Below are 15,860 nucleotides of genomic sequence, written 5' to 3' on the forward strand. Positions count from 1 at the left end.
TATAAAAAGCTGCAGGGCGAACCGCCTTGCCGAATAACTGTCGTCCAGGGAAACAATAAAATGGCTACGATTATTAAGGAAGTCGATATACCACTCATGTTGGACAGCGAAGTGGTTGCCACTTTCATTTCATTCGATGACTTGAAAGATCCTGTTGAGCATATTGCTATTCGCCTGGGCGGGTTCATGGCCGACGGTCAGAAGTTGCCGTTGGTCAGATTGCATTCCGAGTGTTTGACCGGTGATATTTTTCACTCCATGAAGTGTGATTGTGGCGACCAACTTTCAGAGTCACTACGCCTGATTAACGAAGTAGGTGGGTATTTGATTTACCTGCGCCAGGAGGGCCGGGGCATCGGTTTGTATAAGAAGCTGGAGGCCTATGCACTGCAGCAGCATTCAGGTGTGGATACATATGAAGCCAACAATATGCTCGGATTTGCCGATGACTTGCGCGATTACTTTGATGCTGCACAGATGCTGCAAGCATTGGGTTGCCCGAAAATAATCTTGCTTACGAATAACCCGGAAAAAGAGTTGCAGCTAAGAAACCTGGGTATCGAAATTATCGAGGTCAAGTCCACTGCCATGCATATTGGCAAGCATAACGAAGGCTATATAAAAGCAAAAATAGAAGTAACCAATCACCAGTTCACTGCCCAGGCAGGGGGTACTCAATGATTCAGCATCAGGCACCTATCAGCGGTCTCTCACTGTTTGAGCAACAGTACATTGCAACGGCAGGCTACGATAACCAGATAATTTTGTGGAATGCACAAACACGCCAACCCCTGCAACGCGGCTGGCATGACCATTTGGCCAACTACTGTGATTTTTCCCCTGACGGCAGCCTGTTGGTGACGGCGAGCAGTGATGGTTCGACCCGGCTTTGGAGCGTGCCTGAGTTTAAATTGCAATGTGTCATGACCAGCCACAGTGATGACGTCATGCAGGCCAAGTTTTCTCCCGATGGTGAGAAAATCGCCAGTTGCTCTTACGACAGTAGTTTGTCGGTGCATCACAAAGATGGAAGTTTCATCTGCAAGATGCAAGGGCATAGTGGCCTGGTAGAGAGCTTCGATTGGACAGCCGACAGCCTGCAACTTTTGTCCTGCGGCACCGATGGGACCATTCGTGCCTGGGACGCGGCCACCGGGGAGTGCCTGGCGATCAAGGAGACGGAAGGCCACGATATGGACGCCTTGGTGACGCTCTCGGCGGGGGTCTTTATCGTTGGCAATAATGACGGTGAACTTCAGGTCATCAATGGTAATACGGTTGTAAATACCTATAAGGGGCACCGCTCCAGCGTCAAGAAGCTGGTGAAGTCAAAGTTCGACAATAGTCTGCTGAGCCTGGGGTATGACGGGATCGCGGTGCTGTGGTCGATCGAGGGGCAGACTCTGGTGGAGTGGAAACGTTCTGAGTATCCGAAGGAGATCTGGGCGCGCTCGGCGGAGTTTCAAAGACGCGACAAAATCTATTTCGCGACGTTTGGTTCTACGTTCGCCATTTGGGATATCGCCCGCAACCATTGGGACCTTGAGGGCTTTGTCCCTTCGGCCAGCTTGAACTCGGTGCATGCGGCAGAAGGCGTTATCTACAGTATTGGCGATGCGGGTCTGTTAAAGGCCGATGGCAAAGATATGGGCGGGCCACAATCGCTGTGCAATTTTGTGGTGAAGACCGGACCGGTCCTGGTATGTGGCGGACAGACCGGACAAGTGTTTGATGTCCTGAAAAACCGTGTGGCTTATGCCCATCACGCCCCTCTCAACTGCGGGGTGAACTTTAAGTTGGATGGCGAGCAGCGCCTGGCGGTGGGGAGTTATTCCGGCGATATCATCATCTTCAAGGTTAACGATCGGCACTTGGAGTTTGTGTCCTGCCACAAGATTCATGAAAACGCGATCAAGGGCATTTCGTTGCATGGCAACTGCCTTTATACCGGGTGCGCCGATGGTGAAATCGGCGTAACCGATATCCGCTCCTATGAAGTGGTCAACAAGATCACGCATGCCCATGAGGGCATATTGAATGACCTCTGTTCCTATGCAAGCGGTGTTGCCACGGTGTCCCGGGATCTGACCCTGAAGTTGTGGGGTGAGCCGAGGGCGGCGATTCCCAGTCGTCACACTCACTCCATCAAGTGCATCGCGTCGAACGACGACGGCAACTTTATCGCCACTGGCAGTTATGGAGGAACCGTCGATATTTACGACTGCACGGCCCGGGAGTGGTTGGGCAATGTGCGAAAAGTCAGTGCGGCAGGTATTTCCTCCCTCACCTGGGACGACGAAAAACAGCGTTTCCTGGCGTCGTCCTATGACGGGCGTATTTACGCCGTCGAGCTTGGCTGACCTTTAATTTTCAGCGTGGACTTATAACAATGAATGCACGAGAAAAAGTAGTTGTGGCAGAGAAATGTACGGTCACATCACCGCTCGATCCCTGTGAACAACCTGCAGTCTATCAACCTCAAACCGGGTTGCTTGAAACGTTGGAGCGGATGAACCGTTTCCGGGAAACGCCAGAATCCGCTGCATTACTGCGCAGTTTCGAGGAGTCGACCGACTTGTCCCGGCGTTTGCAATTGGGCACGGAGTTGGCGATCAAGGGCGATCCCCGGATCATCGCGGGCGCGCTGAATAATCTGGTGTCGATTCCTGCGGGCGAGGCACATATTGGTATCGATGAGTCGAAAATCGATGCAGTCGTGCGTGAATATGCCGATGTGGGGGTTATTCGCGACTGGATTCTCAAGGAAGTACCTCGGCATACGGTGTCCCTGGCAGGCTTCAATATTTCGAAGTATCCGGTGACCAACCTGGAGTACCTGGCGTTTTTACGGGATTGCCCCAACGCTGAGGTGCCGACGTCCTGGCCTTTGCGGGCGTTTCCTCTGCACTACGCCAACCATCCGGTGTACTCGGTGAGTGCGGGCGCGGCGGATGCGTTCTGCGCCTGGCTTTCGGCCAGGACCGGCAGGACCGTGCGCTTGCCTGACGAGGCGCAATGGGAATACGCCGCCGGTGCCGGCAGGTTTGAGTACCCATGGGGCAACGAGGCCAGGACCGAAAACGCCAATACCGCCGAGCTTGGTCTGTTATCCACGACGCCGGTCGGTGTTTTCCCACAGGGCGCATCGCCGTTCGGCCTAATGGACATGGGCGGGAACGTCGAGGAATACACATCGAATGATTACGACGCGTATCCCAATGGTCCTTTTGTCATGGACGACTTGATTTCCGAGAGCCGGCCGACCTATCGAATCACCCGGGGCGGTTGTTTTGGCCGTTTTGCCGATCTATGCCGGGTTTCCCGGCGGCACGGGTTGAGCATTACCCCCTATGCCTCGTTGTATGCCGTGGGTTTTCGAGTGGTTGCCGAGTGAGACTGCGCGCGTTCGGAGCCCAGGACTTGTGGCGGTTGAGCAAAGATATCAACAGCCAGGCCATGCACACCATGTTGTCGTTCAGCGCCCTGATGATCGCGAATGCCATCGACATGGTGTTCATCGCTCACCTTGGTCATGAGTCTCTGACGGCAGCAAGCCTGGCCAGCCCTTTCATGTGGTTGATGAACACGATTGCCATGGGCATTGCCCTGGCGATCAGTGTCCATGTGTCCAAAGGGCAGGAAAGGGCCGAGGGCAATACCGTTATCGATGTGTTGCTGCCTGGCCTGCTGATGGGTGCCGTGGTCTATGGGGTCGTGCTATTGGGCGCAGGCCTGAACCTTGAGGCAGTGCTTGGAGCGATGGGGGCAGCGCAATCCATTTATGAGCAAAGCGAAGGCTATTTAAAGACTTGGCTGTACGGCTTCATTATTACCCTCACGTTTGCCATTTCCACGGCATACCTGCGTGGTCTGTCATTGTTCAAAACCCAGGCCATCGTGGTTGCGGTGGTTTGCCTGATGAACATTGTGCTCGATCCACTGCTGATGTTTGGCGTGGGTGGTTTCGACGGATTTGGCCTGGTCGGTTCGGTGTATGCCGCCTGGCTGGCACAGGCCTTCGGGGCACTTGTATGCATTTACTTTGGCGTCAGGAAAACCCGTGCCACCGGTCCCCGCAATCTGGGGGTGGGCAAGATAATCAAGGCCGCCGCGAACATCTCCCGATTGGCCTGGGTGACCAGTTCCACCGCAACCTTCTGGCCCATTTCTGGAATCGTGGCCACTTATCTGATCTCTAAACTGGGAGACGCGGAAGTTGCAACCATGGGGGTTATTTCAAAACTGCAACCCTTGATCATGATTCCCGTGTGGGGTCTGTCAGCGGTCACCACGGTGCTGCTGAGCAAGGCATTCGTTCAACAGCAGCAGGGCCAGGTAGGGATGATTTTCAAGTCCGGCTATGGACTGGTCCTGGTGTGGCAAACCGTCGTGGCATTGCCGTTCATTGTATTTGCCCTGCCGGTGGCGCGTTTCATGTTGGGTGGATATGAAGATGCACTGCCCTTTGTAGTGACGTACTTGATGATCATCCCGATCACGGTATTCGGCAGAGGCATGCTGTACCTGGCCGTTCATGGGTTGCCAGCGATTGAAAGAGCCAGGACCGCCATGGCGATTGATGCGGTGTATGTCCTGTTGCTTCACACAGGCTGTTATTGGGTGGGTTATCTGTTTAACGATTTCAATCTGGCCCTGCTGATGTTGTTGGCGTTGAATCTGCTGGGAGGCGTGCTGGCTGTCTGGGTGGCTAGAGGCGCCCGGCGCTCCCTGCCCATGCCGAAAACGCAGCACCGGCCGATGGAAACTATTTGATATTTACCGACGGGTGCGACTATGGAAGTGCTGATTATCGCTGGTAGCCCAAGAATGGATTCGCAAAGTTCGAGGGTTAGTAGAATCCTGGAAGATTATTTACGTGACTATTCAGTATTTACACCGACAGTCCTGAATTTGGCAACACAGCCCATCGGCCCTGAGAGTGATGAACTTGCAAGCAGGGCCGAGGCCTTCATTGTTATCGCGCCGGAGCACTCAGGCATGGCTCCGCCGGTACTCAAGGAGTTTTTTGTTTCCAGCGAGTACCCGGTGCTGGCGCACAAACCGGCATTGATTGTTTCGATTTCCAGCGGCATGGGGGGGAGTTACCCCGTCCTGGATCTACGTGCCACTACTTATAAAAATACAAAAATCTGCTACATGCCGGATCACCTGATTATTCGTGAAGTGCATAACTTTGGGGCGGATATGAGCAGCAGTCTTCATCCTGGTCTGGGGCGGCGTATCAGCGCCTGCGTGCAAATGCTGGAGTTGTACGCGCGCCAACTTTCGGTTGTTCGTGCTGCCCTGTTGGGGGTTGGTGCGGCGATCAGCTACGGCATGTAATCCTTATGGGCTTGATCGACTATGAAACCACAAGAACTTCACCAGTTGGTGTTCAACTTCAGGGCGGCTCGTGCTGTCATGTTCGCGGTACAGGCAGGCCTTTTTGAAGAGCTTTGCCAGGAAGACCTGACGATTGATGAACTCGTTGCCCGGCTTGAATTGCATCGTGTGTCTACAACGATCCTCCTGGAAACCCTTGTGCAACTCAACATCCTGAACAAACAAGGCATGCACTACCGCGTTGCGCAGGATCTTCGGGCCACGTTGCGCCGGGATACCGCGGGGTCGATTGCCAACTTGCTATTGCTGGACGCCAACCATTGGTCGAACTGGTCGGTGGCGGAGGACTTCTTCCGTCCGGGGCAGGCCACGTCGTTTGCCTATGACCGGCAGAGCAATTTTGCGGTGGCCATGCAACAGGGCGTCGGCGGGATGAATGTGCGTTTGGCCCAAGTGCTGCTAGCCCATGCCCCTCGGCATATCGTGGATGTGGGGAGCGGACCGGGATTGTTGATTGAACAAGTGTTGGGAACGGCGACTGATCTTAAGTACACGCTGGTGGATTTTGCGAGAACCCTGGACATAGCCAGGGGGAACCTGAGTGCTTATAAACAGTTTGATGTGAACTTCCTACCCCATGACATCGTGCTCGGGAAGTTGCCGATAGAGGCCGATTGTATTGTTATTTCGCGACTGTTGATGGGCTTTGACGAAACCGAGGCGAAGCAGATTCTGGGGAATATCTGTCATGGCCTGGTACACAACGGTGTGCTGGTAATCAATGAGTTCGATACCGATACGAAAGTAGGCGCATTGATGTCGTTGGATATGCTGGTTAATTGTGGGGCGAGAGTCTATGGCCGGGATCAACTTGCGAAACTCCTGGATGAGTTGGGCTTCGAGATAGTTTCAGAGCAAGCCACTACGGTCTTCACTCGCGCGTTGTCTGCCAAAAGGAAAGGGATATGAGTCAAGAAAAACTTGGAAAGACCCCCCAGGTGTTTGTCGATCAGCTCTACGATGGACTTGAAGTGATTAATGACATTTTTACCGCCAATGGGCTCGAGTATTGCCTGGCGGCGGGTACTTTGCTGGGGGGCGTGCGCCATACCGGTTTGATTCCTTGGGACGACGATGCTGATCTCTATATTCTCGAGGCCGATATCGAAAAGTTTTTTTCTTTGGAACAGCAATTTGCCGAACGGGGTTATCGCCTCAGTCAACAGCCTTGGGAACTATGGGGCGGTTATAAGGTGTTCTCGACAGCGGGCATTTCCATGCCGGAAGAGAACAATCGCGATTACTTATATCCCTCTGTGGACATCTTTCCGTTGTCCGAACAGGACGGGTATCTTCGCTATACCAGTCGCCTGGCATTGGCTAATTGGCCCCGCGAGTATCTGACAGTGGAGGATTGGCATTCCCGAGGCGCTATGCGTTTTGGGCATCTCGATTTACCGGCTCCTGACGCATTGGCCTCCAGGCGCTATCTGGAGCGTGCGTACGGTAACGAATGGAGTAGCCATGCAGCCAAGGGGTTTGACCATCGGTATGAAGTTGATCTGGATACCGAGAAAGTGACCCTGAGTGACTTTCGGTGTGCGGTAAAAACCCGAGCCTGAACCCAGGCCGTCCCTGTTGATAGTCCAGCGTTATAGGGCGCCTTTAGGTAATCAACAGGTTTCGCTACTTCGCTTTTGCTCTGCAACAGGTGAACTGTGATGAAAAAAGCTATTGTCCTTGCCGCAGGCATGGGGTCTCGTCTTGGACGAGCCTCTGACTCTACTCCCAAGCCACTGACTGAGGTCAATGGCCTTAGTATCCTGGCTAATGCACTGAATATTCTCGTCGAGGCGGGTTACCAGGAGGTTGTAGTGGTGATCGGCTACAAGGGTCTGAAGATACGGGCCTTTGTCGCGGCGCTGGAGTTGCCGGTGACCGTGCGATTTATCGAAAACGCAGAGTGGGCCACTACCAATAATTTGTATTCGTTGTATCTGGCCTCCCATGAACTGGAAGGCGAGGAGGGGGTCACGTTGCTGGAGGGCGATATTTTCTTCCGCGCCTCGGTGATTACGGCTTTGGACGCACAAAGCGGTCGCGAATGCCTGGCAGTTGTCTCACCACTTACCCCACTGATGGAAGGCACCTTTGCCGAGGTGGATGCCCATGGACTTATCCGGCAGTTTGGTAGCAGCAAAGCTGATGATCATCTGACCGCCGATAGGCCACTCAAAACGGCCAATATCTATTACTTGTCAGCCCAATTCTGCAAAAAATATTTGATCGGAGAACTTGAACGGAACGTCAGGAACAACCGGTTGAATGACTATTACGAAGTGACTTTCAAAACTGCGTGTACGCAAGGTATGGGGTTCAAGGCAATTGAAGTCGATCCGGGCACCTGGATTGAAATAGATAACTTATATGACCTGCGTATCGCGTCTTATCAGTTTTCCGAGCATAAGCATGCGTTGCTTTCCAGCCAGCATGGGGGGTATTGGCGCTTCCCTGTGACCGACCACGCCCTCATCTACAACCTGCACTTCCCGCCTGCGGGGCTGAAGAAGCTGATGGTTGACCGCTTCGCTGACATCGCCCTCAACTATCCTGCCTCGGCGGGTGCGAGCCTGCCGCTATTGTCGGACTTCCTGGGGGTGCCTACCGAAAACCTGGTGATTGCCAACGGTGTCTCGGAAATCATTCGTCTGATGCCCAGGCTCTTTGGCGGCAATTTGCTGGTGTTCGAACCTTCGTTCAATGAATTTGCCAATGCCTTCCCCGTGGAGCGTGTTACGACGATCAGGTTGACTGCGCAAAATCAGTTTGCGCTGGATATCGAGCACACGCTGCGCGTCATTGAGCAACAAAAGCCGAGTGCGATTGTGTTGGTGACGCCGAACAATCCCACGGGCGGGCTTATTCCCAAGGATACGATCCTGGAACTCTACAGGCGTACCCGGGATCAGGCGCCCTATCTGATAGTGGACGAGTCATTTCTTGATTTTTCCGGCGATGCACGGGATCAATCGTTGCTCCACGACCTCTTGGTTTTGCCAAGAATCATCGTACTAAGAAGCATGAGCAAAACCTTCGGTATTGGCGGCCTGAGGCTGGGGTACGCGGCCAGTGCGGACCAGGACTGGTTGGACGCTTTGCGTAAGGAACTGCCGATCTGGAACATCAACGGATTTGCCGAGGAGTTCATGCTCAACCTTCCGCAATACCGTAAAGAATATGCGGCCAGTTGCGCCCAGGTGCGCAGCGAGACGGATGATCTGGTTGCGCAGCTACGTGAAATCGAGGCCCTTGAGGTATTCGCTACGGCCAGCAACTTTGTGTTGTGCCGCTTGAAACCAGGCTACCCGTCGGCCCCGGAACTGGCTGCGTTGCTGGTTGATGACTTCAGCATCTTCATTAAGGAATGCAGCGGAAAAGTCATGGATGACGCCGATCGATACTTGCGCATTTCCTCCAGGAATCGTGAGCAGAACGACAGGCTTATTGACGCGTTAAAACACGTATTGCTTCTGGACGACTACACACTGTGCGTTCGAACTGGCGTCAAACTGACCCGCCCAGCCCTCAGTCAAGATGCAGCGCTCAGCGAGTGATGACCCTATGAACCCGATTGAGTGCATGCAAAGGGCAATCGAGCTGGCGCAGTTGGGACTGTATTCCACCAGCCCCAACCCACGCGTCGGGTGCGTCATCGTCAATTACGGGCGCATTGTCGGCGAGGGCTGGCATGTCCGGGCAGGGCACGCCCATGCTGAAGTGCACGCCCTGCGCCAGGCAGGCGCCGCCGCTGCCGGCGCAACGGCTTATGTGACGCTGGAGCCCTGTTGTCATTTTGGCGCCACTGCGCCTTGCGCCGATGCACTGATCAGCGCCGGGGTGAAACAGGTGGTTATCGCCATGGTCGATCCCAATCCGCAGGTTGCCGGCCAGGGCGTCAGGCGCCTGCGTGCTGCGGGTATCAGTGTCGCGTTTGGCCTGCTGGAGCAACAGGCACGGCAGCTCAATCGAGGGTTTATCAAACGAATGGTCACTGGCCTGCCACTGGTGCGGGTGAAAATGGGCATCAGCCTGGATGGCCGAACCGCCATGCACAGCGGTGAAAGCCAATGGATTACCGGGCCGCTGGCGCGGGCAGAAACCCAGCGCCTGCGGGCGCAGTCGAGTGCCGTCATCACCGGTGCGGACACGGTGCTGCGGGATCAGGCGCGGTTGACGATACGTAAGGCCGAGTTGCAGTTGGAGGAGTCCCAGGCCTGCCTGGCCATGGAGCGACCGCCCCTGCGTGTGCTGATTGACAGCCAAAGACGAGTGCCCCCGAACGCTGCCTTTTTCACCGCCGGCCCGACGTTGGTGGCGACCACTTCGACCTCGCTGACCGATCCGGGCGAGGGCCAGGAGTTACTGATGTTTGACGCGGTCGACGGGCAGGTGCCGCTTGAAGCATTGCTCAAGACCTTGGCAAACCGTGGAGCCAACGAGGTACTGATCGAGGCCGGCTCGCGGCTGGTGGCGGCGTTCGCGCGTTTGAACCTGGTGGATGAGTACATATTCCATATTGCTGCCAAGTTCCTGGGTTCAACTGCCAAGCCTGCGTTGGAGTGGCCGATCGACAAACTGGGTGAAGCTGTGAGGCTTGAATTCACGAGTGTAAGACCGTTGGGGGATGATATTTGTGTGACTGCGCGGCCGGCGGGTTCTGCAGTGCTGCATCCGGATAACAAGGCGTGCCATCAGGATTGATGTGATAGAACGCCTCATGCACGCACTGTTTACCGTCCTGAATGAAGCAACGGAACGAGGTGTTGGCGGTCAAGGGCAAGTGTCCGGTAGGGTTGACGGAGGAAGGACTTGAGCGCTGGGTGAGAGAGTTGGTGTAGGCGGGTAGTTCTAGGGTGCCGGCAAGCCAGCTCCCACATTTGATGGCGTACAGCCGCTGAATCACACGGCTTGCGGTAAAAAGACCTTGGTTTTACCGGCCGATCAACCCAGTAGGTGCTTGGAAATCAGCCTGGAGATTTCCACCATCGAGGTCTTGCCCGTGAACTCGAACTTCACTTTGCCCAATGACGAGAAGTAGATCTCCAACTCCGAATCCAGGTCGAACGTGCCGGAGGTTTCTACCGAGTACGCGACAATGTTTTTGTACGGCAGGGAAGTGAAGTCCTTCTTGCTGCCGGTGATGCCTTGCACGTTCACAGCGATGATGCGCTTGGTGGTAAACACCACACCGTCGCGCATGGCTTTGTAGGCATCGACCACGTGTTCGTCATCGAGCAGCAGGGATGCAACGCGTTCGGCGTATTCATTGTTTTGCTTGAGCTTGAAGAAGCCTTTGTTGTTGAAGTCGATCATTGGGCGGTCCTTGTGGTGGGGCAGGGAGGGTGCGTTACAAGATGGCCTTGAGGTAGTCCTTAAGTGCGGCGAGTGGGGGCTTTAGTTCCTCCAGCGTCGAGGCTTGCCGGACTTGGGCCGCCAGCTTTTGCAGCTCACGGCCCATTACCGTGTTGGCACCCCCCAACGTCTCCAGGGCCAACTTCATGCATTCATCCAACTTGCGTTGGATAGTTGCCAGGTCGCCACTGCGCACCAGCAACCCAAACACCTCCCGTTCATACCCATCCATCACCAGATCGTCGCGCAGGATCGGGCTGCCATCTTCCGTCTCATGCACCAGCTTGAGGGCGAACAGAGCAACGGCTTCGAGTGTCAATTCCATGGTCCTGGGGCCTCTACTGTCTGGTGCGGGGCGAGATGATCACTTTTCTACAGGCGAAAAAAAAGACCTTGAATTTCAAGGTCTTTTTTTAAGATGGTGCCCCGAGGGAGACTCGAACTCCCACTCCTTTCGAAAACGGATTTTGAATCCGCCGCGTCTACCAATTCCGCCATCAGGGCTCAATGGCGGCGAAGTATAGAGACGTGATTACCGTTGGTCAATCACGTTTCATGGTCTATTTTCACTATTTCCGCTAGACTTCCCGGCCCTGCTAGACGAACCCCATCATGCGCGTTGCTGACTTTACTTTTGAACTGCCGGATTCGCTGATCGCTCGCCACCCTTTGGCCGAGCGTCGCGCCAGCCGACTGTTGACCCTGGACGGGGTCAACGGTGCCCTTGCACACCGTCAATTTACTGATTTGCTTGAGCATTTACGCCCAGGCGACTTGATGGTCTTCAACAATACCCGGGTGATTCCGGCGCGGCTGTTTGGCCAGAAGGCTTCCGGCGGCAAGCTGGAAATCCTCGTGGAACGGGTGCTGGACAGCCATCGTGTGCTGGCCCATGTGCGCTCCAGCAAGTCGCCGAAACCGGGGTCGAGCATTCTGATTGATGGCGGTGGCGAGGCCGAGATGGTGGCGCGCCATGACGCGCTGTTCGAACTCAAGTTTGCCGAAGAAGTGTTGCCGCTGCTGGAGCGTGTCGGCCATATGCCGTTGCCTCCTTATATAGACCGCCCCGACGAAGATTCGGACCGCGAGCGCTATCAGACGGTTTACTCCGAGCGCCTCGGCGCCGTCGCCGCACCGACGGCTGGGCTGCATTTTGACCAGCCGCTGCTGGAGGCGATTGCCGCCAAGGGTGTCGAGACGGCCTATGTGACCCTGCACGTGGGGGCCGGGACGTTTCAGCCGGTGCGTGTGGAGAACATCGAAGATCACCATATGCACAGCGAATGGCTGGAAGTCAGCCAGGCCGTGGTGGACGCGGTCAACGCGTGCAAGGCGCGTGGCGGGCGGGTGGTCGCGGTGGGCACCACCAGCGTGCGTTCCCTGGAGAGTGCCGCGCGCGATGGTGTGCTCAAGCCGTTCAGTGGCGACACCGATATCTTTATCTACCCAGGCCGGCCGTTCCATGTGGTCGATTGCCTGGTCACCAACTTCCATTTGCCGGAATCCACGCTGTTGATGCTGGTGTCGGCATTTGCCGGTTACCCCGAGACCATGGCCGCCTATCAGGCCGCCATCGATAATGGGTACCGTTTTTTCAGCTACGGTGATGCGATGTTTATCACCCGTAATCCGGCGCCGCGCGGCCCAGAGGAACAACTATGAGTCGTATGTCGTTTGAATTGTTGGCTACTGACGGTAAAGCCCGTCGCGGCCGCCTGACCTTCCCCCGTGGCACCGTGGAGACCCCGGCGTTCATGCCGGTCGGCACCTACGGCACGGTCAAGGGCATGCTGCCGCGTGACATTGTCGCCACCGGCGCCGAGATCATCCTCGGCAATACCTTCCACCTGTGGCTGCGCCCGGGCACCGAAGTGATCAAGAAGCATGGCGACCTGCATGACTTCATGAAGTGGCAAGGCCCGATCCTCACCGACTCCGGTGGTTTCCAGGTGTTCAGCCTGGGCGCCATGCGCAAGATCAAGGAGGAGGGCGTGACCTTCGCCTCGCCGGTGGACGGTTCCAAGGTGTTCATGGGGCCGGAAGAGTCGATGCAGGTCCAGCGTGACCTGGGCTCAGACATCGTGATGATTTTTGACGAGTGCACGCCGTACCCGGCCGATGAAGACGTGGCGCGGATCTCCATGGAGTTGTCGTTGCGCTGGGCCCAGCGTTCGAAGAATGCCCACGGCGACAACACTGCCGCGTTGTTCGGCATCGTCCAGGGCGGCATGCACGAAAGCCTGCGCAAGCGCTCGCTCGAAGGCCTGGACAAGATCGGCTTCGATGGCCTGGCCATTGGCGGCCTGTCGGTGGGCGAGCCCAAGCACGAAATGATCAAGGTGCTGGACTACCTGCCAGGCCTGATGCCTTCTGACAAACCTCGTTACCTTATGGGCGTTGGCAAACCAGAAGATCTCGTAGAGGGTGTGCGCCGCGGTGTGGACATGTTCGATTGCGTGATGCCAACCCGTAATGCCCGCAATGGGCATCTGTTCATTGATACAGGCGTGCTGAAGATCCGTAACGCGTTCCATCGCCATGATGATTCGCCGCTGGATCCCACCTGTGATTGCTACACCTGCCAGAACTTCTCCCGTGCTTATCTGCACCATCTGGACAAATGCGGGGAAATGCTGGGTAGCATGTTGAATACCATCCACAATTTGCGTCACTACCAAGTCCTGATGGCTGGTTTGCGCGAGGCTATTCAACAGGGTACATTGGCCGCCTTTGTCGATGCCTTCTATGCCAAGCGCGGGCTGCCTGTGCCGCCCTTGGACTGAGTTTCCCGACCCTTAGATTCACTATTTGCAACTGGAGTGCTAAATGAGCTTTTTTATCTCTAACGCTATGGCTGACGCCGCTGCACCGGCCGCTGCCGGTCCTATGGGCGGTGGTTTCGAGTGGATTTTCCTGGTCGGCTTCCTGGTCATCTTCTACCTGATGATCTGGCGTCCACAGGCCAAGCGCGCCAAAGAGCAGAAAAACCTGCTGGGCAGCCTGCAAAAAGGCGACGAAGTGGTCACCACCGGCGGTATCGCTGGCAAGATCACCAAGGTTTCCGATGCTTTCGTGGTACTGGAAGTCTCCGACACCGTTGAAATGAAGTTCCAGAAAGGCGCCATCGCCGCCACGCTGCCAAAAGGCACGCTCAAAGCGATCTGAGTAACAACTTTTACCAATCGACGGGGCGCGCAAGGCGCCCCGCGTCATAAGCGGGCGGCGTGATGCTGAACAAATACCCTCTGTGGAAATACGTACTGATCCTGGCGGTGCTGGCGATCGGTTTTATTTATTCCGCTCCCAATCTCTATCCAGATGACCCGGCGATCCAGATCAGCGGCGCTAGCACGTCGTTGCAAGTGACCGATGCCGACCTTGAGCGCGCGAGCAAGGCGCTTACCGAAGCCGGCTTGACGGTCAAGGCTTCCAGCCTGACGCCCAACGGCAAGGGCGGTTTGTTGCGCCTGGCCAAGCAAGAAGACCAATTGCCGGCCAAGGATGTTGTGCGCAAGGTATTGGGTGATGACTATGTAGTCGCACTGAACCTGGCACAAACCACTCCGCAATGGCTGCGCAGCCTCGGCGCGCACCCGATGAAGCTGGGCCTGGACTTGTCCGGTGGTGTGCACTTCCTGTTGGAAGTGGACATGGACAAAGCCCTCGATGCACGCATGAAAGTCTACGAAGGCGATGTGAAGAGCCTGCTGCGCAAAGAGCGCCTGCGTTATCGCAGCCTGCCGCAGCTCAACGGTGCCATCCAGCTGGGCTTTGCTGACGAAGCCACCCGTGAACAGGCACGCGCCCTGGTTCGCAAAAGCTTTAACGATTTCGACATTGTTCCTGCCGACCTCAATGGTCAGCCGGTGCTGCGTCTGGCGATGACCCCGGCCAAGCTGGCGGAAATCCGTGAATACTCCATCAAGCAGAACTTGACCACGGTACGTAACCGCGTCAACGAGCTGGGTGTGGCCGAGCCTCTGGTCCAGCGCCAGGGCGCCAACCGCATCGTGGTTGAGCTGCCAGGCGTGCAGGACACCGCTGAAGCCAAGCGGATTCTCGGCAAGACCGCCAACCTTGAGTTCCGTCTGGCTGCCGAGCCGGGTGCTTCCAAGGCTACTTCCGAAATGTTCGAGTTCCGCGAGGGCAATCGCCCAGCTGCGCAGATCGAGCGTGGCCTGATCATCACCGGTGACCAGGTGACGGATGCCAAGGCTGGTTTTGGCGAGCACGGCACGCCTGAAGTGAACATCCGCCTGGATGGTCATGGTGGCGAACTGATGAGCCGCGCCACCCGCAGCAACGTCGGTCGCAGCATGGCGGTGATCTTCATCGAGCAACGCCCGGTGACTACCTACACCAAGCAGATGGTCAATGGCGTCGAGAAAGACGTAGCCGTACAGACCTTCAAGGAAGAGAAGAAGATCATCAGCCTGGCGACCATCCAGTCGCCGTTGGGTGCTCAATTCCGTATCACCGGCCTGAACGGCCAGGGTGAGTCCTCCGAGCTGGCATTGCTGCTGCGTGCCGGTGGCCTGGCGGCACCGATGTACTTCGCCGAGGAGCGCACCATTGGTCCGAGCCTGGGTGCTGACAACATCACCAAGGGTATCGACGCTTCCCTGTGGGGCATGCTGTTCGTTTCGCTGTTCATCATCGCCATCTATCGCTTCTTCGGCATCATTGCCACGGTTGCGCTGGCGGTGAACATGGTGCTGCTGCTGGCCTTGATGTCGCTGCTGGGGGCTACACTGACCCTGCCGGGTATCGCCGGTATCGTACTCACCATGGGTATGGCGGTGGACGCCAACGTGCTGATCTTCTCGCGGATTCGTGAAGAGATCGCGGCGGGCATGAGCGTGCAACGGGCAATCAACGAAGGTTTCGGCCGGGCATTTACCGCGATTCTCGACTCCAACCTGACCACATTGCTGGTCGGCGGGATTCTCTTTGCCATGGGCACCGGCCCGGTCAAGGGTTTTGCGGTGACCATGTCCCTCGGTATCTTTACCTCGATGTTCACGGCCATCATGGTGACCCGCGCAATGGTCAACCTGATCTTTGGCGGGCGTGACTTCAAGAAGTTGTGGATTTAAGGGGCTGCC

General features: G+C 56.1%; 15 protein-coding genes and 1 tRNA gene. 13 read left to right on the forward strand and 3 right to left on the reverse strand.

Going from position 1 to position 15,860, the window contains the following annotated elements; all coding sequences use genetic code 11:
• The first annotated feature begins 60 nt into the window (after positions 1-60).
• The 9 genes from ribA (at position 61) to ribD (ending at position 10,104) form a co-directional block, all read left to right on the forward strand.
• Positions 61-681 carry a GTP cyclohydrolase II RibA gene (ribA, locus tag ACSSVH_RS04885; RefSeq protein WP_169956276.1) on the forward strand — a complete coding sequence of 207 codons (621 nt, stop codon included), beginning with the start codon at positions 61-63 and terminating at the stop codon, positions 679-681.
• Positions 678-2,360, forward strand: coding sequence for a WD40 repeat domain-containing protein (locus tag ACSSVH_RS04890; protein WP_492634159.1), 1,683 nt, complete (start codon positions 678-680; stop codon positions 2,358-2,360). The genes ribA and ACSSVH_RS04890 overlap by 4 nt, the downstream gene beginning before the upstream one ends.
• 29 nt (positions 2,361-2,389) lie before the next feature.
• On the forward strand, positions 2,390-3,394 hold the full coding sequence (locus ACSSVH_RS04895; RefSeq protein ID WP_492634160.1) for a formylglycine-generating enzyme family protein: 1,005 nt from the start codon (positions 2,390-2,392) through the stop codon (positions 3,392-3,394).
• A 35-nt stretch (positions 3,395-3,429) separates the two neighbouring features.
• Positions 3,430-4,773: an MATE family efflux transporter gene (locus ACSSVH_RS04900; RefSeq protein WP_169956282.1), complete on the forward strand. Its 1,344-nt coding sequence runs from the start codon at positions 3,430-3,432 to the stop codon at positions 4,771-4,773.
• A gap of 21 nt (positions 4,774-4,794) precedes the next feature.
• A complete protein-coding gene (locus tag ACSSVH_RS04905) occupies positions 4,795-5,343 on the forward strand; it encodes an NAD(P)H-dependent oxidoreductase (RefSeq protein ID WP_169956284.1) in 549 nt (182 codons plus the stop codon).
• 21 nt (positions 5,344-5,364) lie between these two features.
• Positions 5,365-6,312: a methyltransferase gene (locus ACSSVH_RS04910; RefSeq protein ID WP_492634161.1), complete on the forward strand. Its 948-nt coding sequence runs from the start codon at positions 5,365-5,367 to the stop codon at positions 6,310-6,312.
• Positions 6,309-6,965, forward strand: coding sequence for a LicD family protein (locus ACSSVH_RS04915; RefSeq protein WP_492634162.1), 657 nt, complete (start codon positions 6,309-6,311; stop codon positions 6,963-6,965). The genes ACSSVH_RS04910 and ACSSVH_RS04915 overlap by 4 nt, the downstream gene beginning before the upstream one ends.
• Positions 6,966-7,064: 99 nt before the next feature.
• Positions 7,065-8,957: an aminotransferase class I/II-fold pyridoxal phosphate-dependent enzyme gene (locus tag ACSSVH_RS04920; protein ID WP_492634163.1), complete on the forward strand. Its 1,893-nt coding sequence runs from the start codon at positions 7,065-7,067 to the stop codon at positions 8,955-8,957.
• A 7-nt stretch (positions 8,958-8,964) separates the two neighbouring features.
• Positions 8,965-10,104: a bifunctional diaminohydroxyphosphoribosylaminopyrimidine deaminase/5-amino-6-(5-phosphoribosylamino)uracil reductase RibD gene (gene ribD / locus ACSSVH_RS04925; protein WP_492634164.1), complete on the forward strand. Its 1,140-nt coding sequence runs from the start codon at positions 8,965-8,967 to the stop codon at positions 10,102-10,104.
• Between the two features lie 240 nt (positions 10,105-10,344).
• On the opposite strand, the gene ACSSVH_RS04930 is transcribed toward ribD, so the two are convergent.
• The 3 genes from ACSSVH_RS04930 to ACSSVH_RS04940 all read right to left on the reverse strand — a co-directional run bounded on the left by ACSSVH_RS04930 (position 10,345) and on the right by ACSSVH_RS04940 (position 11,259).
• Positions 10,345-10,716 carry a PH domain-containing protein gene (locus ACSSVH_RS04930; RefSeq protein ID WP_172314404.1) on the reverse strand — a complete coding sequence of 124 codons (372 nt, stop codon included), beginning with the start codon at positions 10,714-10,716 and terminating at the stop codon, positions 10,345-10,347.
• Between the two features lie 34 nt (positions 10,717-10,750).
• A complete protein-coding gene (locus tag ACSSVH_RS04935) occupies positions 10,751-11,080 on the reverse strand; it encodes a hypothetical protein (RefSeq protein ID WP_169956296.1) in 330 nt (109 codons plus the stop codon).
• A gap of 94 nt (positions 11,081-11,174) precedes the next feature.
• Positions 11,175-11,259, reverse strand: a tRNA-Leu gene (locus ACSSVH_RS04940).
• A gap of 108 nt (positions 11,260-11,367) precedes the next feature.
• On the opposite strand from ACSSVH_RS04940, the gene queA reads away from it, so the two are divergent.
• From queA to secD, 4 genes are all read left to right on the forward strand, one after another.
• Positions 11,368-12,417, forward strand: coding sequence for a tRNA preQ1(34) S-adenosylmethionine ribosyltransferase-isomerase QueA (gene queA / locus ACSSVH_RS04945; RefSeq protein ID WP_170042975.1), 1,050 nt, complete (start codon positions 11,368-11,370; stop codon positions 12,415-12,417).
• 5 nt (positions 12,418-12,422) lie between these two features.
• Positions 12,423-13,538 (forward strand): tRNA guanosine(34) transglycosylase Tgt, encoded by a 1,116-nt coding sequence (gene tgt / locus ACSSVH_RS04950; RefSeq protein WP_032858353.1) that lies wholly within the window; start codon positions 12,423-12,425, stop codon positions 13,536-13,538.
• 43 nt (positions 13,539-13,581) lie between these two features.
• Positions 13,582-13,920 carry a preprotein translocase subunit YajC gene (gene yajC / locus ACSSVH_RS04955; RefSeq protein ID WP_003175975.1) on the forward strand — a complete coding sequence of 113 codons (339 nt, stop codon included), beginning with the start codon at positions 13,582-13,584 and terminating at the stop codon, positions 13,918-13,920.
• Positions 13,921-13,982: 62 nt separating this feature from the next.
• A complete protein-coding gene (secD, locus tag ACSSVH_RS04960) occupies positions 13,983-15,851 on the forward strand; it encodes a protein translocase subunit SecD (RefSeq protein WP_169956300.1) in 1,869 nt (622 codons plus the stop codon).
• Positions 15,852-15,860: the final 9 nt, after the last annotated feature.

The sequence above is a fragment of the Pseudomonas sp. HC1(2025) genome (genome assembly GCF_058742075.1).

Bases quoted from the DNA above. Each gene is read 5' to 3' on its own strand.
- ACSSVH_RS04910 (WP_492634161.1), top strand. From the start codon at position 5,365: ATGAAACCACAAGAACTTCACCAGTTGGTGTTCAACTTCAGGGCGGCT.
- ACSSVH_RS04905 (WP_169956284.1), top strand. From the start codon at position 4,795: ATGGAAGTGCTGATTATCGCTGGTAGCCCAAGAATGGATTCGCAAAGT.
- ACSSVH_RS04915 (WP_492634162.1), top strand. From the start codon at position 6,309: ATGAGTCAAGAAAAACTTGGAAAGACCCCCCAGGTGTTTGTCGATCAG.
- yajC (WP_003175975.1), top strand. From the start codon at position 13,582: ATGAGCTTTTTTATCTCTAACGCTATGGCTGACGCCGCTGCACCGGCC.
- ACSSVH_RS04895 (WP_492634160.1), top strand. From the start codon at position 2,390: ATGAATGCACGAGAAAAAGTAGTTGTGGCAGAGAAATGTACGGTCACA.
- ACSSVH_RS04935 (WP_169956296.1), bottom strand. From the start codon at position 11,080: ATGGAATTGACACTCGAAGCCGTTGCTCTGTTCGCCCTCAAGCTGGTG.
- ACSSVH_RS04920 (WP_492634163.1), top strand. From the start codon at position 7,065: ATGAAAAAAGCTATTGTCCTTGCCGCAGGCATGGGGTCTCGTCTTGGA.
- secD (WP_169956300.1), top strand. From the start codon at position 13,983: ATGCTGAACAAATACCCTCTGTGGAAATACGTACTGATCCTGGCGGTG.
- tgt (WP_032858353.1), top strand. From the start codon at position 12,423: ATGTCGTTTGAATTGTTGGCTACTGACGGTAAAGCCCGTCGCGGCCGC.
- ACSSVH_RS04890 (WP_492634159.1), top strand. From the start codon at position 678: ATGATTCAGCATCAGGCACCTATCAGCGGTCTCTCACTGTTTGAGCAA.
- ribD (WP_492634164.1), top strand. From the start codon at position 8,965: ATGAACCCGATTGAGTGCATGCAAAGGGCAATCGAGCTGGCGCAGTTG.
- ACSSVH_RS04930 (WP_172314404.1), bottom strand. From the start codon at position 10,716: ATGATCGACTTCAACAACAAAGGCTTCTTCAAGCTCAAGCAAAACAAT.
- ribA (WP_169956276.1), top strand. From the start codon at position 61: ATGGCTACGATTATTAAGGAAGTCGATATACCACTCATGTTGGACAGC.
- queA (WP_170042975.1), top strand. From the start codon at position 11,368: ATGCGCGTTGCTGACTTTACTTTTGAACTGCCGGATTCGCTGATCGCT.